22 protein-coding genes are annotated in these 24069 nt (G+C 60.1%); 6 read left to right on the plus strand and 16 right to left on the minus strand.

Going from position 1 to position 24069, the window contains the following annotated elements; all coding sequences use genetic code 11:
* Positions 1-46 precede the first annotated feature (46 nt).
* Both PQQ96_RS10470 and PQQ96_RS10475 read right to left on the minus strand, forming a co-directional pair.
* Positions 47-1045 (minus strand): NAD(P)H-dependent flavin oxidoreductase, encoded by a 999-nt coding sequence (locus tag PQQ96_RS10470; protein WP_408291417.1) that lies wholly within the window; start codon positions 1043-1045, stop codon positions 47-49.
* Between the two features lie 65 nt (positions 1046-1110).
* Positions 1111-2637 (minus strand): AMP-binding protein, encoded by a 1527-nt coding sequence (locus PQQ96_RS10475; protein WP_408291419.1) that lies wholly within the window; start codon positions 2635-2637, stop codon positions 1111-1113.
* 68 nt (positions 2638-2705) lie between these two features.
* On the opposite strand from PQQ96_RS10475, the gene PQQ96_RS10480 reads away from it, so the two are divergent.
* Positions 2706-3575 (plus strand): TetR/AcrR family transcriptional regulator, encoded by an 870-nt coding sequence (locus tag PQQ96_RS10480; protein ID WP_408291421.1) that lies wholly within the window; start codon positions 2706-2708, stop codon positions 3573-3575.
* Between the two features lie 9 nt (positions 3576-3584).
* Here PQQ96_RS10480 and PQQ96_RS10485 read toward each other — a convergent pair whose 3' ends face one another.
* From PQQ96_RS10485 to PQQ96_RS10500, 4 genes are all read right to left on the minus strand, one after another.
* Positions 3585-4655: a rhodanese-like domain-containing protein gene (locus tag PQQ96_RS10485; RefSeq protein WP_408291461.1), complete on the minus strand. Its 1071-nt coding sequence runs from the start codon at positions 4653-4655 to the stop codon at positions 3585-3587.
* A 36-nt stretch (positions 4656-4691) separates the two neighbouring features.
* The gene (locus tag PQQ96_RS10490) at positions 4692-5345 is read right to left on the minus strand and encodes a peroxiredoxin (RefSeq protein ID WP_408291463.1); all 654 of its coding nucleotides are present in this window, start codon (positions 5343-5345) and stop codon (positions 4692-4694) included.
* A gap of 535 nt (positions 5346-5880) precedes the next feature.
* Positions 5881-7023, minus strand: a complete 1143-nt coding sequence (locus PQQ96_RS10495) for a polyamine ABC transporter substrate-binding protein (protein WP_408291423.1) — start codon at positions 7021-7023, stop codon at positions 5881-5883.
* Between the two features lie 70 nt (positions 7024-7093).
* Complete coding sequence (locus PQQ96_RS10500; RefSeq protein WP_408291424.1) at positions 7094-8458, minus strand: NAD(P)/FAD-dependent oxidoreductase; 1365 nt, start codon at positions 8456-8458, stop codon at positions 7094-7096.
* Positions 8459-8552: 94 nt separating this feature from the next.
* Between PQQ96_RS10500 and PQQ96_RS10505 the strand changes: the two genes are divergently transcribed.
* A complete protein-coding gene (locus tag PQQ96_RS10505) occupies positions 8553-9470 on the plus strand; it encodes a LysR substrate-binding domain-containing protein (protein WP_408291426.1) in 918 nt (305 codons plus the stop codon).
* Between the two features lie 26 nt (positions 9471-9496).
* Here PQQ96_RS10505 and PQQ96_RS10510 read toward each other — a convergent pair whose 3' ends face one another.
* The gene (locus PQQ96_RS10510) at positions 9497-10624 is read right to left on the minus strand and encodes an MBL fold metallo-hydrolase (protein ID WP_408291428.1); all 1128 of its coding nucleotides are present in this window, start codon (positions 10622-10624) and stop codon (positions 9497-9499) included.
* A gap of 83 nt (positions 10625-10707) precedes the next feature.
* On the opposite strand from PQQ96_RS10510, the gene PQQ96_RS10515 reads away from it, so the two are divergent.
* Positions 10708-11322, plus strand: a complete 615-nt coding sequence (locus PQQ96_RS10515) for a TetR/AcrR family transcriptional regulator (protein WP_408291430.1) — start codon at positions 10708-10710, stop codon at positions 11320-11322.
* A 41-nt stretch (positions 11323-11363) separates the two neighbouring features.
* On the opposite strand, the gene PQQ96_RS10520 is transcribed toward PQQ96_RS10515, so the two are convergent.
* The 9 genes from PQQ96_RS10520 to PQQ96_RS10560 form a co-directional block, all read right to left on the minus strand.
* Positions 11364-12128, minus strand: coding sequence for a ParA family protein (locus PQQ96_RS10520; protein ID WP_408291431.1), 765 nt, complete (start codon positions 12126-12128; stop codon positions 11364-11366).
* A gap of 135 nt (positions 12129-12263) precedes the next feature.
* The gene (locus PQQ96_RS10525) at positions 12264-12725 is read right to left on the minus strand and encodes a MarR family winged helix-turn-helix transcriptional regulator (RefSeq protein ID WP_408291433.1); all 462 of its coding nucleotides are present in this window, start codon (positions 12723-12725) and stop codon (positions 12264-12266) included.
* Positions 12726-12951: 226 nt separating this feature from the next.
* The gene (locus PQQ96_RS10530) at positions 12952-13224 is read right to left on the minus strand and encodes a hypothetical protein (RefSeq protein WP_408291435.1); all 273 of its coding nucleotides are present in this window, start codon (positions 13222-13224) and stop codon (positions 12952-12954) included.
* Positions 13225-13275: 51 nt separating this feature from the next.
* Positions 13276-13722, minus strand: a complete 447-nt coding sequence (locus tag PQQ96_RS10535; protein ID WP_408291437.1) for an OsmC family protein — start codon at positions 13720-13722, stop codon at positions 13276-13278.
* A gap of 203 nt (positions 13723-13925) precedes the next feature.
* A complete protein-coding gene (locus PQQ96_RS10540; protein WP_408291439.1) occupies positions 13926-14372 on the minus strand; it encodes an Ohr family peroxiredoxin in 447 nt (148 codons plus the stop codon).
* Between the two features lie 375 nt (positions 14373-14747).
* The gene (locus PQQ96_RS10545) at positions 14748-15080 is read right to left on the minus strand and encodes a hypothetical protein (protein ID WP_408291441.1); all 333 of its coding nucleotides are present in this window, start codon (positions 15078-15080) and stop codon (positions 14748-14750) included.
* A 194-nt stretch (positions 15081-15274) separates the two neighbouring features.
* Positions 15275-17791, minus strand: a complete 2517-nt coding sequence (locus PQQ96_RS10550) for a flavin-containing monooxygenase (RefSeq protein ID WP_408291442.1) — start codon at positions 17789-17791, stop codon at positions 15275-15277.
* Positions 17778-19442, minus strand: a complete 1665-nt coding sequence (locus PQQ96_RS10555; RefSeq protein ID WP_408291444.1) for a GMC family oxidoreductase — start codon at positions 19440-19442, stop codon at positions 17778-17780. Before PQQ96_RS10555 ends, PQQ96_RS10550 begins: the two co-directional genes overlap by 14 nt.
* A gap of 48 nt (positions 19443-19490) precedes the next feature.
* Entirely contained in the window at positions 19491-20912 is a 1422-nt protein-coding gene (locus PQQ96_RS10560; protein ID WP_408291446.1) for a coniferyl aldehyde dehydrogenase, read from the minus strand.
* 146 nt (positions 20913-21058) lie between these two features.
* Here PQQ96_RS10560 and PQQ96_RS10565 point away from each other — a divergent pair, with 146 nt between their 5' ends.
* The 3 genes from PQQ96_RS10565 to tmpB all read left to right on the plus strand — a co-directional run bounded on the left by PQQ96_RS10565 (position 21059) and on the right by tmpB (position 24052).
* The gene (locus tag PQQ96_RS10565) at positions 21059-22099 is read left to right on the plus strand and encodes an AraC family transcriptional regulator (protein WP_408291448.1); all 1041 of its coding nucleotides are present in this window, start codon (positions 21059-21061) and stop codon (positions 22097-22099) included.
* 214 nt (positions 22100-22313) lie between these two features.
* Positions 22314-23456, plus strand: a complete 1143-nt coding sequence (tmpA, locus tag PQQ96_RS10570) for a 2-trimethylaminoethylphosphonate dioxygenase (protein WP_408291450.1) — start codon at positions 22314-22316, stop codon at positions 23454-23456.
* The gene (gene tmpB, locus PQQ96_RS10575) at positions 23453-24052 is read left to right on the plus strand and encodes a (R)-1-hydroxy-2-trimethylaminoethylphosphonate oxygenase (protein ID WP_408291452.1); all 600 of its coding nucleotides are present in this window, start codon (positions 23453-23455) and stop codon (positions 24050-24052) included. The genes tmpA and tmpB overlap by 4 nt, the downstream gene beginning before the upstream one ends.
* Positions 24053-24069 lie beyond the last annotated feature (17 nt).

Consider the following 24069-nt stretch of genomic DNA (forward strand, 5'->3'; position numbering starts at 1 on the left):
GGGCGTTGCAGTTTTCAACGTCGCGATGTCACGTCAGGGTGGTGTTCTACACCGCCTCGGTAACGGCGCCCTGTTCTGTGGCGACCCCACGCAGCAGATTCGCGCGGGCCGCGTGATATTCGGCTGCGAAGCGGGCGACGAGATCGCCCGCGCTCGGAATGTCACCCAGGACGCCGATACCTTGTCCGCAGCCCCAGATCTCTTTCCATGCCTTGGGCTTTTGACGGTCTGAACCGAAGTTCATCTTTGATGGATCGCTCGTTGGCAAATTCTCCGGATCCAGTCCCGCTGCTACCAGTGACGGCTTCAGATAGTTGCCATGCACGCCGGTGATCAGATTGGTGTGCACGATATCGCGTGCCGCACACTCGGTGATCATCTTTTTGTATCCCTCTGCCGCATTTGCCTCCTGGGTCGCGATGAACGCCGAACCGATGTAGGCCAGATCGGCGCCCATGGCCTGCGCTGCAAGGATTGACGCGCCAGAAGCGATCGAGCCGGAGAGCAGCAAAGGTCCATTGAACCATTGCCGGATCTCCTGGACGAGCGCGAAAGGAGATTGGGTGCCGGCATGGCCTCCGGCACCTGCTGCAACGGCAATCAGACCGTCGGCACCTTTCTCGATGGCTTTGCGCGCGAAGGCATTGTCGATGACGTCATGCAGGACAATGCCGCCGTAACTATGCACCGCCTCGTTGATATCCGTGCGGGCGCCGAGCGAGGTAATCACAATCGGCACCTTGTATCGCACGCACACCTCCATGTCCTGCTCCAGGCGGTCGTTCGAGCGATGCACGATCTGGTTCACCGCAAAGGGCGCGGACGGCTGATCGGGATGGCGCTGGTCGTGGGCTTGCAATTCGCTTGTGATGCGGTCGAGCCATTCCTCCAACAAGGAGGCGGGCCGCGCATTCAGCGCCGGAAAAGAGCCGACGATCCCAGCCTTGCACTGCGCGATCACGAGATCAGGATTCGAAATGATGAAGAGTGGCGATGCCACGACGGGAAGGCGAAGACGTCGAGAAAGAATGCCTGGCAGGCTCATGTGAAACTCCTTCTGGGTACTCGGAATGGATACGGACGACTAAGGCGATGAACGGAAAATTCAGATCAGATGGCGCGCGTTTGATCTCGCCAGTACGGCTCGCGCAATAAGCGTTTGAATATCTTTCCAGAGTCTTCGCGCGGCAGTGTCGTGTGAATGTCGACGACGCGAGGAACCTTGTAGTTGGCGATCCGGTTCCGCAGAAATGCCTGGACCGCTGACGGCGTAATCTCGAAGCCGGTCCTGGGTTGGACTGCGGCGGCAAGACCCTCGCCAAACTCAGGGTCGGGAATGCCGAAGACGGCGCAGTCCGCGACGCCAGGCATGGTGAGCAGCGTGGCCTCGATTTCCGCCGGATAAACGTTGACGCCGCCGGATATCACCATGTCGGCCTTGCGATCGCAGATGTACAGAAAGCCTTCGTCATTGATGTAACCCATGTCACCCAGGGTAATGAGGCCATCACGTTCGATGGCGCGGCGGTCTTCCGGGCGATTGATGTAAGTAAAGTCCGGTATGGCGTGCTGACGGACGTAGATCAGACCGATCTCCCCGTTGGGCTTCGGTCTGCCTTCGTCATCCAGAATATGGACGCGAGCATCGGGGAGTGGACGACCTGCTGAGCCGGGTTGACGCGCCCAGGTCGCGGAGTCGATGAACGTCGTATAACTGGCTTCGCTCGATCCGTAGGCTTCCGTAATGATCGGACCCAGCCAGTCGATCATCGCCTGCTTGAGCGGCACGGGACACGGAGATCCAGTGGATGCGACATGCTGAAGGGATGACAGGTCGTGGCGTAGTCGAACGGATGGGTCCAGGGTCAGGAGTCGCTGGTACATCGTCGGCACCAGATAAGCATGGGTCACCCGGTGCTTCTCGATGAGCGCCAGGGTCTGTTCGGCGTCGAAGCGTGGCTCCAGCACGAGCGTTGCGCCGAGCGTGCAGAAGTGCACGACGTAGCTCATTGCGGCGCTGTGATAGATCGGCGCGCACAAATAGGCCGTGACAGCTGTGCCCGTGCCGTAGACCGTGTCGGTGACGCGCTGCAACCGCTGCGCCATACTCGCGCGTTGATCTTCGGCCACAGGCAGGCGGCGCACGCCCTTGGGTTTTCCCGTCGTACCTGACGTATAGGTGATCGCACTATGTGCTGTGCCAGCGCGCGGTGGCATGCTTGGGCGACCCGCGCCGAAGTCCTCCCACCGTGCCCAGTTCGCAGGAGAGGGCGCCACAGTGTTGTCTTTCGTGCTCGAAGCGGATGATGCAGTAACAATGGCAATCTCGCCGGGGATACCTTCGCGCACCTGAGGAAGCAGGTCCTCGTCGATAAAGAGCGCGCGCGCTCCGCTATCTGCAAGAATATGGTTGGCTTCCAGCGCCTTGAAGTGCCAGTTGATCGAAGCCAGATAGAGCCCGGCTTGACGGCAGGCAAGCACAAGCGCGACATAGTGCGGACTGTTGCGCAGCATGGCAGCGACCGTGTCGCCTTCCTCGCAATCCAGGTCGTGCAAGCCTGCCAGCACCCGCTGGATTTCCTCCTCCATCCGTGTGGGCGAGTAGGTTCGCCCGCCATACACAAGCGTAGGGGTCATGCTGTCTCCAGTTATCCAGTCGCACCGATTGTCGGTTCGTTGGTGGCGTAAACCTGTCGCTGACTAGTTTGGCAGACTTTAGCAGCCTGTTTGACCAGGTGCAAGCGCCGCGGGACAAGGGTTTACCTGCGGCGTGGACATGCTGTGGCTGTCGCGGAACCGGCCGTTATAATCGCCTGCAGCAGGTCGTATCGCACAGACGCATCACAGCGCCGCACGCACGGAAAGAACGGATGTCGAGATCAGAAGTGGCCGAAAGTCAATCCAACCCAAAGACTGCACGCAAGCGCACCGTGAAGGGGACGGTCAAGCCGAAGGGTCAATGGCACCACGGTGACCTCCGGGCATCGCTCATTGCATGGGGAACCCATCTCCTCGATACGGAGGGTATCGATGGCATGAGCATGCGGGCGGCCGCGAAGCTCGCGGGTGTTTCACAGGGCGCGCCTGCTCACCATTTCCAGGACCGCAATGGTTTATTGGCGGCCATCGCTGCGCAAGGATTCCGCGATATGGTGGCACTGCGCATGAAGCGGTTAAATGACGTCGACCCGAACGACGCGCCGGCACGGTTGCGAGCCGTGATGCTTGCGTATGTGGAGTTCGCTCAAACGTACCCGGCGCGTTTTCACCTGATGTACGGACCGCAGATCGAAAATCATGAGCAATTCCCGGAATTGCTGGAAGCGGGCGCTGCTTCCTTCGAACTGCTGAAGAGCGTGGTGACGCCTTTTCTCACGGCATCGGAGGCTGAAGCGCTGAGCGTGCAAAAGCTTGCGTTTGCCGTTTGGGCAGCGACTCACGGCCTGGCCACACTCACTGTGCACGGCCGTAATATGCCGCCCTCGGGGATGCAAAGACCTACGTCAGATCAGTTGAGCGACATCGTCGTCAATTTTTGCCTGTCTGCATTGCGCACCGCCGCCGGGGACCGCTGAAGTCAATTGCTACAGGCTGCCATTTTCGACGACGCGGCCTTCCGCACGCCAGCGCAGCATGCCGCCGGCAAGGTTGGCAACCTGCTCGAATCCGGCCTGCCGCAGCACGGTCGTGGCTTGTGCCGACCGTCCGCCGGCCCGGCAGACAGTCACGATCGGGCGTTCCTTTGTGAGCTCGGCGGCGCGCCCGGCCAGGTCACCCAATGAAATGAGCCTGGCTGCGGGGATGCGCCCCAGCGGTCCGTTGAACTCGTCGGGCTCGCGCACGTCGACGATCTCGACCGCTCGCAGATTTTCCTCGAGCCATTGCGAATTGATTTCCCAGATGCCCGCAAAGGAACACGTCAGCGGCGCCCAATCGGGCTCCGCCATCTGCGCAGGGTAGCTCTCCGCCAGCCCGCATTTCAGGTTCGCCGGCACCGCTACGTCGATCTGTTTGGGATGCGGCAGGTGCAGATTCGTCATGTATCCGGCGAAATCGTCTTCACACAGTTCGCCGCCAAGGCGTGGATTGAAGCGGCGCTCCTCGCCCACACTCGTGACCGTCAAGCCGCGATAGTCGTGGGCCGGGTAAAGCAGGCAGGCCTCGGGCAACGTGAAAATGTGGTTGTGGACCGCGCGAAACATGGCGTGCGCGTCGCCGCGCTGGAAATCCGTTCGACCCGTGCCCCTGATCAACAGGCAATCGCCGGTAAAGGCCATGGTTTCGTTATCGAGTACGAGCGTGACGCAGCCATCCGTATGGCCCGGTGTCGCGCGTACTGTCAGGTATCGTGTGCCGAACGCGCACCTGTCGCCATGACTCAGATAGCGGTCCGCGCCTTCGGCGCCGCTCGCGGCCGATATCGCAATCTGGCTACCGGTGCGGCGATTCAGCATCCACGCGCCGGTCACGTGATCGGCGTGGACGTGGGTGTCGATCGTGTAAAGCAGATGCAATCCAAGCTCGCCGATCAAGGCCGCGTCGCGCCGTACCTGCTCAAATACCGGATCGATCAGCACCGCCTCTCGCGTTGCGCTATCGGCGAGAAGATACGTGTAGGTTGACGATTGCTGATCGAATAGCTGCCGGAAAATCAACACAGTTTCGCTCCGCGGCCCGCTTTTGCGAGCGCTTTATTTGGGTTGTTCAACGTACCGCAGGTAAGGCTTCACAGTCTTGAAACCCTGCGGATATTTTTGCATCGCGGCATCGTTGGAAACGGAGGTTGGAATGATAACGTCCTCGCCTGGCTTCCAGTTTACAGGGGTTGCCACCGTGTGTTTTGCATTGAGTTGTAGCGCATCGAGCAGACGCAACACTTCGTCGAAATTGCGGCCTGCGCTCATCGGATAGACGAGCATGGCTTTGACCTTCTTGTCTGGCCCGACGAGAAACACCGCGCGTATCGTCGCGTTGTCGACTGCGGTGCGCGGACCACCGCTCGCTTCGGGATGAATCATGTCGTAAAGCTTCGCGACCGTCAGGTCCGGGTCGCCGATCAGCGGGTAGTTGATCGCGTGGCCCTGCGTCTCCGCGATGTCCTTGACCCACTCCTTGTGGTCACCGACGGGATCGATGCTGAGCCCGATAATTTTCGTGTTGCGCTTATCGAATTCTGGTTTGAGGCCTGCCAGGTAGCCCAGTTCCGTCGTGCAAACGGGGGTGAAATCCTTCGGATGTGAAAACAGGATCGCCCAATGGTCGCCAATCCATTCGTGAAAACGGATCGTCCCTTCGGTGGTTTCGGCAGTGAAATCCGGCGCTTCTTCTCCAAGTCGAATCGACATCATCATTCTCCATAGGGCGGGTGCACGAGGGAGACGGGTACCGATGCCGGAGCGGCGGCACCGGGCTGCCTGGCTGTTTGGCCGGGCGATGGGTTTGACTTGAGAACAACCTCTGGCTCATCGAACCGTATCGCGCGGTAGGACCGTCTGCGGGTGCGGCGAATTCAGCGGCGCTATCCAATAGCTGTGATATGAACAAACATCGGGATGCGCTGCAGGCCGCGCTTACAGCGTAGAACAAAAAAGACCCAAGCGGTGGCCAGCGCGTAGGGGCAATCCGCCGTTGCGACGACAAGCTTGCCTGCACCCGGAGGAGGCAGACTCTCACGTTGCCTCGGCCGGCACGCCAATTTGCCACCTCGACCCTTGGCGGTTCAACGTGCTGCAACACGCCTGGGATAATCCCTATGCCTGATCATTGCGCCGCCACTGAGGTGCCGCGCCAGCATTGACGGTTCACCCGGTCGATCACGTGTGCCGTTCGGCGCTATGGGTGCAGGCCGTCAGAGAATCCTGCACCGCGCGCTTCACAGAATCAGTGAAGGGTTTTCAGTTGTGCCCACAGGCGGTTTTCAAGGCGCACGATCTCAATCGGCGTCGGCTTCATCAGCGTCATCTTTTTGAGCACGTCATCCGGTGGGTACACCGCCGGGTCCTGCGCGACGGCCGGCGTGACGAACTGGCGCGCCGCGTGGTTCGCCGTCGGGTAGAACACCTCATTGGTGATCGCCGCGTTAACCTTCGGGTCCTCGATGTAGTTGATCCACCTGAGCGCTGCTTGAGGGTGCGGTGCGTCTTTCGGGATCACCATCATGTCGAATGCCACCAGGCCGCCTTCCTTCGCGTTTGAGAACTTGATGTCATACGGACGTTTGGCTTCGGCGCTGCGCCGGTGCGCGATGCCGACGTCGCCGGCAAAACCGATCGCTACGCAGACGTCATTGTTCGCAAGGTCGTTGATGTAGCCGGACGAGTTGAACTCAGTGATGTACGGGCGCACTTTCTTCAGCATCTCGAACGCGGCCTGGTAGTCGGCCGGGTTGGTGCTGTTCGGGTCCTTGTGCATGTACTGGAGCGCCGCGGCAAACACGTCGACCGACTCATCGAGGAATGAGACGCCGCAGCCCTTCAGCCTGGAGAGGTTGGCCGGATCGAAAACCAGCGCCCAACTGTCCACCGGCGCGTTCGCGCCGAGCGCCTTCTGCACCGCCTCTACGTTGTAGCCGATGCCAGTGACAGCGAACGCCCAGGGCACGCCGTACTGGTTGCCCGGATCGGCCCCCGCGACCATCTGCATCAGTACAGGGCTGAGATTCTTCAGGTTCGGCAGTTGCGATTTGTCGAGCTTCTGGTAGGCGCCGGCCTGAATCTGCCTCGCCATGTAGTTCGACGTCGGCACCACGATGTCGTAGCCGGAACTGCCCGCGAGCAGTTTGGCCTGCAGTGTGTCGTTGCTGTCGTAGTTGTCGTAGCGGACGTGAATGCCCGTCTGTTTTTCGAAGGTCGGAATCGTATCTTTCGCGATGTAATCCGACCAGTTGTAGACGTTCAGCTCGGCGTCCGCGGCACGGGCGGCGGGTGCGGTCCATACCGACACGGTCGCCGCGATACAGGCGCTGGCGACGACCGCGCGGCGCAGACGGGTTACAGGGTGACAAATAGGGTGACAAGCGCGCATGGCGTTTTCCTCAGCGGGAGAAGGTTAAGCATGGGTGGTCGCATGGCTTTGCGCATGGTGCGTTTCGCGCTCAGGACTCGGTTCGTGCCTGATGAGCTTCATATCGCAGACGTAGGGCGGCGCCGATGTCGAAAAACGGCCGTGGGGGAAGCCAGCCCGGTTTCGCATTGCCAAGCACCGAAGTCAGCAACGCCGACTGGCCGCCCGACGCCATTTCGGCCAACAGTCGCCCCCACAGCGTGCCGCGCGCAACTCCGGAGCCATTGCATCCGGCCGCGGAATAAACCCCTTCCGCCAGTTTTCCGAAACGAGGCTCGCCTGATCGCGTGGCGCTCAGGTGACCCGTCCAGGTGAATTGCAGATGCTCATCCGTGACCCAGGGGAAACGCCGCTGCAATCCGCGCAGGTGTGTGGCCTGGCGCGCCATCAGAGAACGGCCGGCAAGGTCGCGGCGTCGATACTCCACGGTGTTGCGGATCAGTAGGCGCCGGTCCGGCGTCAGACGTAAGGTCGCGCCAGCGGGACGAGTTGAGAGCACGCCCCAAGGGGCCGCGCGCCCCAGGCGGGCATACTCTTCGTCGTTCAACGGTCGACTCAGCGAAGCGCTCAGTTCAAGGGGGAAGACAGCATCGTCTGCCAGGCCGACTCTTGGCAAAAATGCCCCCACACACGCAATCACTTGCCCCGCCTCGATGTCGCCGTTGACAGACCGCGCGCGAATGCCGCCTTGGCTCAAGTGCTCAAGACCGGTGATCTCGGTGTTCTCGTAGAGCGAAACATTCTCGGGCAACGCTTCCAGCAGCCCTTTCGCATATTTCGCCGGCTGCAATAAGCCGTTCCCGCCCCGGCACCAAATCCCCGCCCGGTAGAACGGTGAGCCTAGCCGTTGCGATAACGCCTGACCTTCCAGCAATTCGGCGCTCCCCCCTGCTTCACGCAGGGTTTGCACCTGGATGTCCGCTTCTGCAAGTTTGGCCGGGTCGTGAACCGCGAAGAAGTAGCCGGCATCGTTCAGATCACACTCGATGCCGAGGCTCGCCACACGCCGGACAACTTCGTCCCGGGCGGCTTTGCCAATTGCACTTGCGACGTGGTATTGGGCATTGAGTGGGCGACCGACGAGCTCATCAGGCGCAGGCCGCTCGTAGGCAACCACGAAGCCCGAGTTCCGCGCCGAAGCACCTTGAGCGGCGCGCTGTCGATCGACCACGATGATGCACGAGTGCGGATGCAGTTCGGCGAGCGTATGCGCTGCCGACAATCCCGTGAAGCCTCCTCCGATCACCAGCCAATCCGCTTTCTGGGTTCCCTTCAGGATCGCTCCGGGAGGTGAGACGCCGGCTTGAGCGATCCAGCCACATATGTTCTTGACCAAAATAGTTTCCCTCTCAGCGCTGCAGATGACCAGGTTCCCGAAAGCATGAATAATCAGCATGCTTGGTCGGCAAACCCTTCGCTTGAGTGTCAATATATTGGGAGCTGGATGCGTTATCCAGCGCTATAAATTCATTGGAGAATTCCAAAAACGCATGGATAAGCTCTATCGTCCGCCGTCTATCGGAACCCTTCAGGCGCTGCTGCTCGTGGCGGAGTCGGACAATTTCACCGACGCGGCAGAAAAGCTGCATCTGACCCAGAGCGCGGTGAGCAGGAAGATTCAGCAACTGGAAAGTCACTACGGCGTGCCGCTGTTCGTTCGCAACAGTCGTAGCGTGCAACTGACCGAGCAAGGCAAAGCCGTGCTGGAGGTGGCGCGAAGGATACTCAACGAGCTCCAGGCGCTTGATGAACGGATATCGCCACGGGACCGACCCTTCCGCATCCGCATCTTCGTCTCTCTGGCGGTTCGCTGGTTAATGCCGCGGCTGATCGACTTTTATGCTCAGTATCCCGATCTATCCCTTTCGATCGAGACCGTTGCGACGGAAGTGGTCGATGCGTCGGGTAACTGCGACGCCTATATCCTTTATCTGCCCGAAGCGCGGGAGGACCCGACGCCGGAGTCCCCGACATTCCTCACACTATTCGATGAGATCCTGGTTCCGGTGTGTGCGCCTTTCTCCGTCAACAACAAGCCGCTTCCAAGGTCTTTGGAAGAGTTGGCTCAGCACACGCTTATTCACGGTTCGACAGGCCAGCACGAATGGACGGCCTGGTTGAAGGCGCAGGGGGGATCGGCTGCCAGAAACTACAAGCACATCACCTTCAATCTCGACGAGCTCGCGATGAATGCTGCCGCTCGCGGGTTAGGCATTGCGATGACGGATTTGACCTTGGCGCAGGAAGCAATCAATCGTGGCGATCTGGTTGTCCCTTTCGGCACGCCTTTGAAGACCAAAGGGATCTACGTGCTTTGGCTACAGACCGCAGGCGCCCTGCATCCCGGCCGGCAACGCATCTTGCAGTGGTTTGCTCAGCAGGAGGCTGGGACGCCCGGAAAGCCTTGAACTTCGGTGAGCGTCAATCTTTGTTCTCACGCATTCGTTTGCCGGGTAGGGCGGCAGGAGAACCAGCGCCGCGACGTTGCGGCCTCCGGCACGCGCTCTTCAACTTCGCGCCACCACTTACCGCCGCGGTGCGGCGCGCTCAGATCCAGCCGCTCACCCATGCGCGGCGTCGCAAGCGGAATGCCCCGAGCGGCGGTGAGCCCGACTACGCGCTCGTACGGTTCCTGCCAGCGATGCATCGCCAGATCGAATGTGCCGTTGTGAACGGGGACCAGCCAATGGCCGCGTAGGTCGACGTGGGCCTGTACGGTTTCGTCGGGCTGCATATGGACATACGGCCATTGGGCATCGTAGGCGCCGGTTTCGAGCAACGTCACATCGAATGGACCGAGCCGCTCGCCGATGGTCTTGAATCCGTCGAAGTAGCCCGTGTCGCCGCTGAAGAACACGCGCAAAGCGTCATCGACAATGACCCACGAGGCCCACAAGGTGCTGTTGCCGTCCAGGAGACTGCGGCCGGAGAAATGCTGCGCCGGTGTTGCCGTGAACGCCAGACCGTCGATCTCAACGCTCTGCCACCAGTCGAACTGGCGCACCTTCGACGCGTCGATACCCCACTCGATCAGGCGGTCGCCGACACCCAGCGGCGTCAGAAACACGCCGGTCCTGGAAGCGAGTGCTAGAACGGTCTCGCGATCCAGATGGTCGTAGTGGTCGTGCGACAGAATCACGCCGCGAAGCGGCGGCAAGTCTTCGAGCGCAATGGGCGGGGCATGAAAGCGTTTCGGACCGAACCGCCGGAACGGCGACGCGCGTTCAGCGAAAACAGGGTCGGTCAACCAGAACTGCCCCCGCAGCTTGAGCAGCATGGTCGAATGCCCGAGGCGATAAAGGCTCCGGTCAGGCGCGGCGTCGAGCTGTTCCCGCGACAGTGCGTCGACGGGCAGGGGGCCCGTCGGCACTGTGCCGTCCGGCTTTTTGAACAACACATTCCACACGATGCTCAAGGTTTTGCCGATTCCTTCGACAGGGCGCGGTTTGACATTACGAAAGCGCTCACCGTCGTGCTGAGCCGACGTGTCGAACAATTCACGCCCGCGTCGCGCTGCCGTCAGGCCTAAGGCGCGGCGAATAGAACCGGTGAACGATGTCATGCAAACCACCTCAACACTGAAAGTAGACTGTTCAGTGTAGTTTATTTTTGAGAAAAGTAAACTGTGCGGTGTAAAATTTTAAAATGAACATCTGTGGCACCCCTCTCCGTCTGACCGACCGCAAGCGCGCAGCCGTGATAGCCGCGGCTACCGAAGAATTTCTTGCGGCCGGCTTCGACGCGACCAGCATGGACCGCATCGCGGCGCGCGCGAGCGTCTCGAAGCGCACGGTCTACAACCATTTCCCCAGCAAGGAAGTGCTGTTCGCCGCCATCCTGCGGCAGTTGTGGGAGTCGAGTGACACGGGGGAGGCGCCGGCTTACTCCGCCGTGCATCCGTTGCGTGCGCAATTGCTTCAGCTTCTGTTGAAAAAACTGAGCCTGTTGAATGACGATGCGTTCCTGTCCCTCGCGCGCGTGGCGATCGCGGCGGGCATTCATTCGCCGGAGCGCGCGCGCGATATGGTGGCCCGCATGGGCGAGCGCGAAGAAGACTTGACGGTATGGATTCGCGCAGCCGCTGCCGATGGCCGCCTCAAGACGTCGGACCCGGTGTTCGCTTCGCAGCAGTTGCAGGGTCTGGTCAAAGCGTTCGCGTTCTGGCCGCAGGTGACGATGGGTCAGCCACGTCTCAGCGTGGAAGAACAAAGGCAAGTCGCGGAATCTGCTGCCGATATGTTTCTTGCGCGGTATGCATGACGGGCCGTTCTTTCCAAACGCGCCTGATCAAGTAGTTGCCCCTATTCGGCCAATTCACGATGCAAGGCCCGATATTCCTGCGAAAGTTTGTGTCCCGGCTCGAGGTGAATGAGGGGCTTTGCCTGCTGATGCGATTCGCGGATCTTCACAGACGAAGACAACCGTGAAGCCAGCACCGGCAAGCCCTCACTGACAAGCTCATCGACCAGCTTTTGGGGCAGGCTCGCGCGCGGCTGAAACTGGTTGATGACGATCCCTTCCACCTCCAGCGCATCGTTGTGATCCTGCTGGATCTCCTTCACGTTTTCCATCAGCGTGTAAAGCGCACGACGGGAAAAGTCGTCGCAGTCGAACGGAATCAGGCAACGCTCGGCCGCGATCAGTGCGGAGCGGGTGTAGAAGTTCAATGCAGGCGGCGTGTCGATGTAAATCGCGTCATACATGTCGAGCTCGTTCAGCGCGTCACGCAACTTGTAGATCTTGTAACGGGACTCGAGTTTGCCATGCAACGTGTCCAGATCGGCATGCGCGGGCATGACGTCGAGGTTCTCGAACGGTGTCGGATGAATGAACGACGTGACTTCTACCGGCTTGAAGCTGAATGTGAGCGCGGTTTCAAAGAAGCCGGCAGCGGTGGGGCTGGCCTCGCCGATCTGCGAGCCGAGCAGGTATTGGCTTGAATTCGCCTGTGCATCCAGGTCGATGACGAGTGTGCGGATACCTTCGCTGGCACTGATTGCCGCCAGGTTACAAACAATGGTCGATTTGCCTACGCCACCTTTCTGATTGAATACGACGCGCCGCATGCTCTCCCCTTGAACGGAAGTTATCCAAAAGCGCTCAGCATACCTGAGCCAGCGGACTGGGTTAGATGCGATTGGTTGTTTTCTGGCATGGAAAAGTGTGCGGATCCGAGATCGCCCGCCTCGACCGCTTAGCGCTCATTCGCCGTTCTGGACTGACTTGATAAGATTGTTCCGCAGCGCCACGATCGCCTTCTGCACTTTAGCGAACTCGTCTGGCGCAAGGCCAGTCGCTCCTGAGAGGCTCATAGTCAGGGCTTTTTCGCGCAGCCGTCGACCGATTTTCGTGAGCTTGACCCGCACCTGACGTTCGTCTTCGGGGTCGCGCTGCCGCTCCAGATAACCCATCACCTCAAGCTTCTTCAGCATCGGCGTGAGCGTGTTGGATTCGAGAAACAGCTTCTCGCCCAGACCGCTGACGGTCTGGTTGTCTTCCTCCCAAAGCGCAACGATCGTGATGTATTGCGTGTAAGTGAGCCCAAGCTCCTCGAGCATCGGCTTGTATGCCTTGCCGAACGCCAGGTTTGCAGAATAGATCGCAAAGCACAGATAGTCTGATAGCGGCGCGGCAGCCGCGGGCGCCTGGTTCGTAGTTTTCATCTGTATCCTCTTTGGCTAGAGCCCGATGTTTCACAAGACATACAAAGCGTGATATATCGCATGCGATTATATCGCAATGTAATGAACGTCGGGCGGCGTGGGTCTGGATCGCCTTGGGCGCCGTCGTTCGCTTCAGACTTAAATAAACCACGACCCATCCGACGCTGTGGCCGTCGCGCATGAAGAGCGAGATGCGCGACGATCCAGCGACGAATGGATGCACGGTCTAGTGGCGTGCGAAGAGGCTATCGCGCGGCGTCACGGCAACATGGTTCCCCGCCTGGGACAGTCCGGCGACTGCGCCGCCATACGCCTCTTCCGAGCCTGTGACGTCGCCGCGTTCGGCGGCGATGGTTCGCACGCTCTGACCGCTTTGCGACGCCGGTGCGCCAACCGAGGGCTTGTAGAACGGGGCCGGTCCATAGCCGCTGGCGAACGCGGGTGCGGTGGCGGACGCCGAAACTGCGACGAGCAGTGCAACGATGAGCTTGGTCTTCATGATGGAAATTCCCTAAAAAGATGTTTAGTGAGACGCGCGCGCCTTATCCGATCACACCGTGACGATGTTCGTGCTGACCTCGATGTTGCCGCGCACGGACTTCGAGTACGGGCAGATCTGATGGGCCAGGTGCGCGATTGCCTCGACGACTTCCGTTTCCAGACCCGGCACGCGGACGGTGAACTCGGCGCCGAGAAACCACGCGGCACCGGTCTGCCCAATGTTTATCTGGATGTCCACGGAATAGTCGGACGGCAGCGTGACCTTCTTCAGTTGGGCCGCAATTCCGAACACCGTGGTGTAACAGGCCGACCAGGCGCCCGCAAACAACTGCTCGGCTCTCGGGTGGGGCTCGGTGGCGATGAACTCGAGGCTTTCAACGCCGGGCGCTGTCAGCTTGAGGTCGTAGACGCCAAACTCGCCGCGCTGGGCATTCGGGTCGCGATTGACCGTGGCGTGGCTGTTGCCTGAGGCGAGGACTTTTTCGATCTTTTCCATGATGGGTTCCTTTGCGAATACGAATGTTAAGTGCATTTAAATAGTGTGCGATGTAATCGCATACGATTTGTGTTGGGTGAATATGGCAACGACGTCACGCGTATAAGATTTAATCGCATGCGATATATATAGGGCATGAATAAAACCTTGCGCTGACCAAATTCCTCTGAAGATATTGAGTGAGACCCGCCTGCCTCATCGGATCACACCGTGACGACGTTCAGGCCGACCTCGATGTTGCCGTGTACAGCCTTCGAGTACGGGCAGATCTGATGGGCCAGGTGCGCGATTGTCTCGACAACTTCGGCCGCCAGACCCGGCGCGCGGATGGTGAACTGGGCGCCGAGGCAATGCCCGGCACCGGCCGACCCAATGCTGACCTGGATGTCCACGGAATAGTCGGCCGGCAGTGTGACCTTCTTCATCGAGGCCGCAATCTCGAACGCGCTGATGTAACAGGCCGACCACGCGCCCGAAAACAACTGTTCGGCTCTCGGGTGCAGCCCGGTGGCGATGAACTCGCGGCTGTCACCGCCGGGCGCTGACAGCTTGAGGTCGAGGACGCCGAGCTCACCGCGCGGGACATTAGGGTCGCGATTGATCGTGGCGTGGCTGCTGCCTGAGAAGAGGACTTTGTCGATCTTGGGCATGATGGATTCCTTCGTGAATAAGGGTGTTAAGCTGGTTTAAATCGTATGCGATGTAATCGCATGCGTCGCATGATGAAGGAGGGGTTGACAGATGTCAATCGCAAAAGATTTAATCGTATGCGTGTTTTTGATAGGGCGAACAGAAACCCTGCGGCGGCCAGCTGGATGTCGCCCACCGTCAGACAGAGCGGTGAGACCTGGCTGCGCCGTCGTGACACTCGAGGCTTACTGTATGGGGGGCAAGGCGGATGGCGTTGAACGTCTACGAAAGTCCGTTGGCTGAGCGGAGCAGACGTTCAACTGTCTCAGTGAGAGCGGAGTCGAACGACAGTAGATGGGCGGTCACCGCCTTATGCGATTGCTTCGCCCCATCCCTCATTGAAGCCACTTCCTCACGTCTTTCTCCCACTCCGGATCGCCGCACCCTTTCGGGTTCTCCGGCCCAAGTACGGTGATGTAGCCTTTGCTTTTCATACACGACTCGTACGCACGAACTTGCGAGCACTGATCCGGACCCGCGCTCTTCGAGACCACTTTGCATTGTGCGATCGTCCTGTCCATCGGACCGAAGTCCATATCGCTCGCCTGATTAAGCATCGGTGCATTGGCACCCGACGCGGAAAACTCGACAGGGCCGGTCTGCGCGCAAGCGCTCAACAAAAGACCTGCGAATGCGGTAATGAAGAGAAGATGAACACGCGGACCCATGGCTCGGCTCCTGCTCGAAAGAGGTTGATGAATCATACCCCCGAGTTTTATTTCTACGATCAAGCCTTGAGCGACCTCACTCATAGTCGTGAGCGAAGTCCTCCGGCGGAGGCGGCGCCCAATCCGCTACTAGGGCGGCTTGGGATGACGACGTTTTAATCCGGGAGATTAGCGCTCAACCGTATCAGCCAGTTTCATCCGATGGCTGCCTCCATCACGTCTTCTTTCTGCGCTGTCTTCGTGACCGGCCCGTGCCCTGCGGCACGAACAGCCGAAACCTGCGCTCGGGCAAAATCCGCGAGTGTTAGCAACGCTCGAACAGCCGATTTCAGGTAGAAGGACTGCAGGTGAAAGACATGCCAGCGAGCCGCGTGAATTTCCAGCCGGCAGGATACGCCTCCGCGCGCCGCATGCTCTGCCAGGCGCACGGCGTCAGACAGCAACACTTCCTGAGAGCCCACCTGGATCAGCATTGGGGGCAGCCCTTGAAGGTCCTGTCGCAGCGGCCCGGCCGAGGCCGCTTCCGCCGGCAGGGCATACCATCGCAACCCCTGCTCCAGCCAGCCACGGCGAATCATGGGATCCAGACGCGCATGGGTCTGCAATGTAACGCCCGCGAGCGCCGGGTCCGTGACCGGAGAGATGAGTAATAGCCCCGCCGGCATGCGCTCCCCGCGATCGCGTAGCGCGATCACCAGCGAAAGCGCGAGCGCACCCCCGGCAGAATCCCCAGCGATAACGATCTTGTCCGGTCCGTAGCCTTGATTCAATAGTTCCCGGTAGCAGGTGAGCGCATCGTCCAATGCCGCTGGATGCGGATGTTCTGGAGCCAGACGGTATTCGGGCACCCACACTGACATTCCGCTGCCAACAGCAAGGTGCGTCGTGATGCTGCGGTGAGTGGCCGGACTTCCGAGGCAGAACGCGCCACCGTGCAGATAGAGTATTGCGCCTCCTGTTTCTCCAATTTTTGGCGCAACAATTTCAACGGATACATTTGCTGCATGGGCACGATAGCGCATGGCGCCGCGCCTGCCTGGCATAAGCCGGGACAGCACCGCGACGACTCGGCGCTGAGTCGCCGCCGTGAAGGGCGGCCCGATCAAAGGACGAAAGCACGTTCGCAGGACGCCGCGCAGCAATGCTGCCTGACCTCGCTCCACCATGCCGCGTGGCTCGGCAATCGAAGTGGCAGACGCAATTCCCAGTGATTGCCCCACGCTGCTGGCGAGGCTGTAAGCGTGCAGTCCCGAGCGCCGTGTCAGCCAGCGATACGAAACCGTGAATCCGGGCCAATTCGTGCTGTTATGCCCGGTTGCGTCGACGTACCAACTCTTGCACCCGTTCCACACGCTGCCAGCGAGACGTTGCTGAACACCGACGTTGTAGCGCCGATAGCGGTCCTCGTTCACTTCGATGCTTGTCGATCGCGTTCGCCTGATTAACTTGAGGCAACGCATAACGTGCGCGATCTGGCTCTCGAGCATGAAGACGATCGAGTTGTGTCCGAGATTCGTGTTCGGACCGTACAGCATAAAGAAGTTGGGGAAGCCCGGGACGGTCAGGCCTAAATAGGCTTGTGCGCCCTGGCGCCATGCCGAATTGAGCTCAGTGCCCGCACGACCAAAGATTCGCATTGGCGAGAGGAATTCGGTCGCCGCGAAACCTGTGCCGTAAATGATTGCGTCGACAGGGTGAACCTTGCCGTCGGTCGTCTCGACACCATTTGCCGTGACACTGCGAATGCCCTCCGTGACTACCTCAACGTTCTCCCTATCCATCGTCGACAGGTATTCGGTGGAGAGCAGGACACGCTTGCATCCAATTGGATAGTCCGGAACAAGCCTGGCACGAAGCGCTGGGTCACGGACCTGCTTCGACAGCATTCGACGAAAGGGAACACCCACGGCCAGCTTCATCAATGCCTTGAACCGGGTAAAAGCAATGGCCCGTGATTCATAGCGGACGTAAATAGCCGCGCGGTGCAGCTTTGCTGTCCATGGCATGCGGCGGAACAGAGATTTTTCCCATCCGGCGTAGGCGCGGTCCGGTCGCGGCAAGATGTAGGCGGGCGAGCGTTGAAAGAGCTTCAGCTCACTAACCGCTTGAGCGATAACCGGAACAAACTGGATGGCGGAAGCGCCGGTGCCGATCACCGCAATGCGTTTTCCCCGGAGGTCGTAATCGTGGTCCCACGTCGCGGAATGAAAGGCTCGACCCTTGAAGTCTTGCATGCCCGGAATGCGAGGCAACGCCGGACGGCTCAATTGCCCGGTCGCGCTGATAAACAGCGACGCTTCCAGCGAAGCGCCATTCGTCAAGGTCACCACCCACACGCTGCGCGATTCATCGTAGCTGGCCTGTCTGACCTCAGAGCCAAAGCGGATATGACGCAGCAGATCGTATTTTCGGGCGCAGTGCCGAAGGTACCCATAGATCTCTGCTTGCGGGGCAAAGGCGCGCGACCAGTCTGGATTCGGCTCAAACGAAAACGAATATAGATGAGACGGGACGTCACATGCGGCGCCTGGATAGCTGTTGTCCCGCCAGACCCCGCCAACATCAGAAGCCTTCTCCAGAATGACAAAGTCTTCGATGCCATGTTTACGTAGCGCGACGCCCATGCCGATACCGCCGAAGCCCGTACCGACGATGATGGCTGTGAGCGGTGCAGTAGCCTGTGGGCGGTCAATTGAGTCAGGCGTGCGCATGAATAGTCTCCTTTGCCGCGTTGATACCGGCGATCTTCTCAGTGAGTGGTAATTCGCTACGCACGCTGCGGATCATGTCGACTGCTTTTTCGGCGATCATGATGGTGGGCGCATTGGTGTTGCCACCGATAAGGGTTGGCATAACCGATGCGTCGACGATGCGCAGGGACTGCAAACCGCGTACACGAAGTTGGGGATCCACTACCGCGTGGTCATCCACACCCATACGGCAGGTCCCGACCGGGTGATAAACGGTATCGGTCCGTTGTCGAAGCACGGCACGTATCTCTTCGTCCGTTCGTACATTCGCGGTGAACACATCACGCTTGATCCATTCGGCGAGCACGGGGGCGTTCATCAGCCGGCGCGTGAGTTTGAATGCGTCAACCATATCGTCGAGGTCACGAGCGTCCTTGAAGAATGCCGGATCAATCAGCGGTGAATCACGAGAATCGCTGCTCTGGAGACGCACGCTGCCCCGGCTTCGCGGGCGCAACAGGCAGACATGGCAGGAGAATCCGTGACCAGCATGAAGTTTGCGTGCGTGGTCGTCGACCATCGCTACGACAAAGTGAAGCTGGACGTCGGGCATGTCCAGTTCTTGGCGAGTCTTGAGAAAAGCCCCACCTTCCGCAAAGTTGGACGTGAGTGCACCCCGTCTCGCGCTTCGAAAGCGTTTGATTTCGGACAGCATGCGGGCGCTGCCTCGGATCGAAATACCCATCGTGTCGATGCTTTGGGTTTGGTAGCCGAAAATAAAGTCGGGATGGTCCTGCAGATTTTTTCCAACCCCCGACAGATGCTGCACGACCGGGATGCCTAACTGGCCGAGTTCGTGCTGATCGCCGACGCCGGAGAGCATCAGTAGTTGCGGTGTCTGAAACGCCCCGGCCGCGAGGATGACTTCCCTGCGCGCCCGGATCACGCGGGTCTTGCCTGCCTGCAGAACTTCAACTCCCACGGCACGCGCGCCTTCGAAAACAATGCGCAGTACGTGTGCGTGGGTCTCGACTGACAGGTTGTCGCGGCGTCCGATGTGAGGAAGCAGGTAAGCGCGGGCCGCGCTCCACCGTTCGCCGTGCTTCTGGGTCACCTGATAAATGCCCACGCCCTCCTGCTCGGGGCCGTTGAAGTCGTCCGTGACGGGCAGTCCCGTCTGACGGGCGGCGTCGAGATAGCGCGCGTGGAATGGATTGTCTGTGCGTAAGTCGCTGACCCAGAGCGGTCCTGTGCGGCCGTGCCACGCGTTGTCGATGCGCTCGTTATGTTCGCTCCGGATGAAGTACGGAAGGACATCGTCATACGACCAGCCTTCGTTCCCCAGCGAGGCCCAGTGGTCATAGTCCCAGCGATGGCCGCGGACGTACACCATTGCGTTGATCGCCGATGACCCGCCGAGGGCCTTGCCACGCGGTTGATAACCCTTACGACCGGCGAGCTCGGGCTGTGGCACGGTTTCAAATGCCCAGTTGTTGAGCCGGGTCGGCAGCATGGCAACTGCCCCGGTAGGAATGTTCACTAGCGGGCTTGCGCCGTCACCTCCCGCTTCCAGCACGCAGACCGTCACCGCCGGATCTTCCGTTAGCCGGCCCGCGACGACACTGCCGCCGGACCCGCCACCGACCACGACGAAATCGAAAAGGTCACTCATTTTTGTCTCCTCATGCACTAGCGCTTCGCCGCGCGCGGGCGAGCGTCTTCAGGTGATTCGCTTGAGCAAGCCAAGCATGAGCTCGAACGTTTTTCCATAAGGCGGATGAAACAGCGCGGTGCCGTTGAGCGTGGCCTGATAGAAAACAGGCTTCTCCTTGCTGAACGTTCGAAATCCCCACTCGCCGTGATATGCGCCGGTGCCGCTTGGGCCAACGCCGCCGAACGGCTGCGCCTCCTGCGCGAGATGCCACAGGCAGTCGTTGACCGTCACCCCGCCGGAAACCGTTTCGGTCAGCACGCGATCCCTGCTTGCGGCATCATGGCCGAACCAGTAGAGCGCAAGCGGTCTGTCCCGCTGATTCACCATGGCGATTGCGTGGTCGAGGCCGTCGTACTCAACGATCGGAAGCAGCGGACCAAAAATCTCCTCGCGCATCAGGCGAGTGTTGGGCGCTGCGCCGATCACCAACGTGGGTGGAAACTTACGGGTGTGCTCATCGAACACTTCGCCGGATGGATTGACTGTCACGATCCGCGCGCCGCTGTCCCGTGCCTCCTGCACCATCGCCACCAGGCGTTCACGATGTCTGGCGCTGATGATCGACGTGTAATCCGGGTTGGCGATAAGTGCCGGGTACAGTCGCTTGATCGCCGCCTCGAGTTCGTGTGCAACTTCATCGGCCTGGCCTTTCGGCACGAGGAGGTAATCCGGTGCGATACACGTCTGCCCGGCGTTCATGAGCTTGCCGAAGGCGATACTTTTTGCTGCAGTCCGGATATCGCAGGACGCGTCGAGAATGGCCGGTGACTTTCCGCCCAGTTCCAGGGTGACAGGCGTGAGGTTCGCTGCGGCGGCTTGGGCAACTTGCCGCCCTACCTGGGTCGAGCCAGTGAAGAAGAGGTGATCAAAAGGCAACCCGACGAATGCTTTGCCGACGTCAACGTCTCCGGTTACAACGCTCAGTTCGTCCGGCGAAAAGGAAGCGCGCACCAATTGATCAAGCAAGGCTGTGAAGTTGGGGGCGAGCTCCGATGGCTTGAGCAGAACGCGGTTTCCCGCCGCTAGTGCGGCGAGCGCCGGGCCGAGGGACAGTTGGAGCGGATAGTTCCAGGGCGACGCGACGCCCACCACGCCAAGCGGCTGCCGTATGAGGCGATTGTAGGCAGGGCGAAAATGCAGGCTTGTGGACACACGCTGTGGACGCATCCACGCTCGAAGGTGGGCGCGGGCGTGCCGGATGCCGGAGCGAACGATGAACAGTTCGGCGAGCCGGGTTTCGTTCGACGACCTTCCGCCGAAATCCGCGTCGATAGAGCGAGCAAACTCGGCACCCTCAGTCTCGATCATCGCGAGCAGGCGGTTCAGGCGGTCGACCCGGACCTTCTCTGACGGACACGGTTCCTGAGCGAAAGCCTGACGCTGCGCCTCAAAGCGCTCTTCAAGCAGAGCGGGGTGGCTTACCAGCACGGTCGGTCTCCTTGATCCCTTCAGCTACCCCAGTCGGCAGCTTCGTTGAGGGACATGTTGACCTTTGGGTGGGATTCCACCAATGGCGCAACGGGACAGCTACTTTAGTATTTGGGCCAAATAACGTGCGTTAAGGGTATCCACTCATGACCTTCTGGGATTTCACGCGCGGTTCGGCGAGCAGCCGCCTTCTGGTTGAGTACGGGGTCGAACTGGGTTACCCGGCGGTAGAACTTCTGAAGGGAAGCGACTTGACGCTCGGGCAGCTTGACGATCCGAAGGCCGAGTTGACTGCGGCGCAGGAGCTCCGGATCACCAACAATCTGCTCAAATTGTCGGACGAGCCCCGGGGGTTGGGTCTCCGCATGGGGCTTCGCTATCACTTATCGGCGTACGGCATTTGGGGATATGGTCTCCTCAGCAGTGCGACGACGGAAGAGGCATTGACGCTCGCGCTCCGCTTTATCCCGCTGACCTATGCATACACGCTGATTTCGTATCGCGAAGAGGGAGAGTTCGGCATCCTGAGTTTTGGAGAGCCGGATTTTCAGCTCGATCTTCGACGATTTTTCGTTGAGCGTGACATGACCGCCGCCGCCGTCTTGCTACGTGAGATTAGTGGGCCGGACTTCAAAATTGCACGCGTGACGTTCAGGGCAGAGCCAAACCGCAAGGCGGCCGACCCAGACGAGGTGAATCGCGCCTTCGAAGCGAATCCCTACTATGGCGCGGCGACAAACAGTCTCGCATTCGATCGTGCCTATCTATGCCGCGTGCTACCGCAGGCGAACCCAGTCACCGCATCAATGTGTGAACAGATGTGTGCCGAACTGGTTGAGCGTCGTCGCTCCCGGTCGAGTACCGCTGGGATCGTGCGGCAATACCTTGGCGTGTCAGGCAGTTCCTTTCCCGATCTGTCCGCCATGGCAAGAATACTGAACGTGAGCGAGCGTACGTTGAAACGCCGTTTGCAGGAGGAGGGGACGTCTTTCAGGACGCTGCTGGCAGAGTCCCGTTGTTCGGCCGCCGAAAGTCTTTTAAAGGACCACCGTTTGACCATGACGGATATTGCCTCGCGTTTGGGGTTCAGCGATTCGTCGACCTTTTCGCAGGCATTCAAACGTTGGTATGGCGTTGCGCCTCAGGTGTATCGCAAGGCGGGTCTTCGAAAGATGCCGGGCAGGTAGCCTATCCACGGGCGGCCCGCACCCGTGCTGCGGTAGTGGCCGGTATGCGTTCTTCAAACGCAGTTGGGGGATGAGCCAGTGGCAGTAGCCGAGTCAGCATGGCAAGCTTACCCATAAGTAATTCGAGGTCTAGTTATCCGGAATGGTTGTTTGTCGTTATGGCAGGAGCAGGTTGAAATGTCGTCCATGAATCACTCGATGCAAGGACGACGTGGTGGAAGCAGCGAAAATTCTGGACGAAGGAAAAGCGGTTAGCCTCACTCTCCCGGGCGGCGCTGAGCAGCGCTTTCACGCGATCTGGTTGCGTGACAACGCGTGGGACGAGTCGACCCGTGCGCAGGGCAATGGACAGCGCCTCATCACCCTGGCGGACATCTCGCCGGCAACGCGTGTGGTGGCCGCCACGGCGGATGAGCGCAGGCTGCAGGTGACGTTTGATCCAGGCGCGCACGAAGTCTCGTATGACATCAACTGGCTCGCCGAACATGCCTACGATGGCGTTCGCCCGCGAGTGACCGGCTGGGTCGCGCCGGAAATCGAAACGTGGGACGCCGGGCTGAGCACGCGTCTTCCTGTGGCGGAATTCGCGGCCGTCAGTGCGAGCGATGCCGCACTCGGCAACTGGCTGTCCGAGACTCGCCGTTTCGGTTTTGCCAAGCTATCGGGTGGCCCCGTGAAGAGCGGCGCGCTTCTCGAGGTTGTCGATCTGTTCGGCTACGTCCGCGAAACCAACTACGGCAAGATTTTCGAGGTTCGCACGGAAGTCAATCCGAACAATCTGGCCTTCACCGGGCTCGGCCTTCAGGCTCATACCGACAATCCCTATCGCGATCCCGTGCCCACCCTCCAGGTGCTTTATTGCCTCGAAAATTCGGCTACGGGTGGCGAGAACATGGTGGTCGACGGCTTTCGCGCCGCCGAGCGCCTCAGGCAGGAAGATCCACGCGGTTTCGACCTGCTGTCGCGCTACTGTGCCCGTTTCGAGTACACCGGCAGTACAGGCGTCTGTCTTCGCTCGCGGCGCCCGATGATCGAATTGATGCCCGACGGAGAACTTGTCGGTGTGCGATTCAACAACCGCTCCGCCAGTCCGATCGTCGATGTGCCGTATGACGATATGGATGACTACTACGCCGCTTACCGGCGCCTCAGCGAGCTGGTCGATGCGCCGGATATGCAAGTGACCTTCAAGCTGCAGCCCGGCGAATGCTTCATCGTGGACAACACACGGGTTCTGCACGCCCGCAAAGGATACTCGGGTGAGGGTTCGCGCTGGCTTCAGGGGTGCTATGCGGATAAGGACGGCTTGCTGTCGAAGCTGGCGGTGCTCGAAATGCAAGGGGAGCCCACACGATGAAGCCTGCGACTCAGGTACCGCTTAATGCGGAGAACATCGTCGCGTTTCTGGGTGATATCTTCACGCGCCGCGGCGGCGAGGAGTACCTCGGCGAGAGCGTCACAATGGCCGAACACATGCTGCAGGCAGCGTTCCTCGCCGAGCAGCACGGCGAGAGCGAGACGATCATCGTCGCGGCGCTGCTCCATGACATCGGTCACTTTACGGGCGAGTTCGGTGCGTTCTCGATGAACGACACGCGCGACAGGTACCACGAGCAGGCCGGTGCCCGAGTACTTGAGAACTTCTTCCCCCGCGCCATCGCGGGGTGCGTCGGCATGCATGTTGCGGCGAAGCGTTATCTTTGCGCGGTCGATCCGGAGTACTTTGGCAAATTGTCGCCTGCATCGGTGCATTCGCTGCGGCTTCAGGGTGGTCCGATGAACGCCGCCGAGGTGGCCGGGTTCGGTCAAAGTCCGCACCTCCACGATGCGCTTGCGGTTCGACGTCTGGATGACGCGGCGAAGGTTGCCGGCCTGCGCACCCCGGAGTTTGATCATTACGCGCCGCTGATCCAAAGCATGGTGAGCGCCCATTGTGCAAGCGCTGGAGCGTGATCCGGCAGGAAATCCAA

It is taken from the genome of Paraburkholderia sediminicola (assembly GCF_046027825.1).
Taxonomy (GTDB): domain Bacteria; phylum Pseudomonadota; class Gammaproteobacteria; order Burkholderiales; family Burkholderiaceae; genus Paraburkholderia; species Paraburkholderia sediminicola_D.

Excerpts from the sequence above, each read along its gene's own strand:
- PQQ96_RS10470 (WP_408291417.1), bottom strand. The coding sequence starts at position 1,045 with ATGAGCCTGCCAGGCATTCTTTCTCGACGTCTTCGCCTTCCCGTCGTG.
- PQQ96_RS10515 (WP_408291430.1), top strand. The coding sequence starts at position 10,708 with ATGAACATCTGTGGCACCCCTCTCCGTCTGACCGACCGCAAGCGCGCA.
- PQQ96_RS10505 (WP_408291426.1), top strand. The coding sequence starts at position 8,553 with ATGGATAAGCTCTATCGTCCGCCGTCTATCGGAACCCTTCAGGCGCTG.
- PQQ96_RS10495 (WP_408291423.1), bottom strand. The coding sequence starts at position 7,023 with ATGCGCGCTTGTCACCCTATTTGTCACCCTGTAACCCGTCTGCGCCGC.
- PQQ96_RS10565 (WP_408291448.1), top strand. The coding sequence starts at position 21,059 with ATGACCTTCTGGGATTTCACGCGCGGTTCGGCGAGCAGCCGCCTTCTG.
- PQQ96_RS10535 (WP_408291437.1), bottom strand. The coding sequence starts at position 13,722 with ATGGAAAAGATCGAAAAAGTCCTCGCCTCAGGCAACAGCCACGCCACG.
- PQQ96_RS10500 (WP_408291424.1), bottom strand. The coding sequence starts at position 8,458 with ATGCTGATTATTCATGCTTTCGGGAACCTGGTCATCTGCAGCGCTGAG.
- PQQ96_RS10525 (WP_408291433.1), bottom strand. The coding sequence starts at position 12,725 with ATGAAAACTACGAACCAGGCGCCCGCGGCTGCCGCGCCGCTATCAGAC.
- PQQ96_RS10475 (WP_408291419.1), bottom strand. The coding sequence starts at position 2,637 with ATGACCCCTACGCTTGTGTATGGCGGGCGAACCTACTCGCCCACACGG.
- PQQ96_RS10530 (WP_408291435.1), bottom strand. The coding sequence starts at position 13,224 with ATGAAGACCAAGCTCATCGTTGCACTGCTCGTCGCAGTTTCGGCGTCC.
- PQQ96_RS10540 (WP_408291439.1), bottom strand. The coding sequence starts at position 14,372 with ATGCCCAAGATCGACAAAGTCCTCTTCTCAGGCAGCAGCCACGCCACG.
- tmpB (WP_408291452.1), top strand. The coding sequence starts at position 23,453 with ATGAAGCCTGCGACTCAGGTACCGCTTAATGCGGAGAACATCGTCGCG.
- PQQ96_RS10510 (WP_408291428.1), bottom strand. The coding sequence starts at position 10,624 with ATGACATCGTTCACCGGTTCTATTCGCCGCGCCTTAGGCCTGACGGCA.
- PQQ96_RS10555 (WP_408291444.1), bottom strand. The coding sequence starts at position 19,442 with ATGAGTGACCTTTTCGATTTCGTCGTGGTCGGTGGCGGGTCCGGCGGC.
- PQQ96_RS10520 (WP_408291431.1), bottom strand. The coding sequence starts at position 12,128 with ATGCGGCGCGTCGTATTCAATCAGAAAGGTGGCGTAGGCAAATCGACC.
- PQQ96_RS10545 (WP_408291441.1), bottom strand. The coding sequence starts at position 15,080 with ATGGGTCCGCGTGTTCATCTTCTCTTCATTACCGCATTCGCAGGTCTT.
- PQQ96_RS10550 (WP_408291442.1), bottom strand. The coding sequence starts at position 17,791 with ATGCGCACGCCTGACTCAATTGACCGCCCACAGGCTACTGCACCGCTC.
- PQQ96_RS10490 (WP_408291463.1), bottom strand. The coding sequence starts at position 5,345 with ATGTCGATTCGACTTGGAGAAGAAGCGCCGGATTTCACTGCCGAAACC.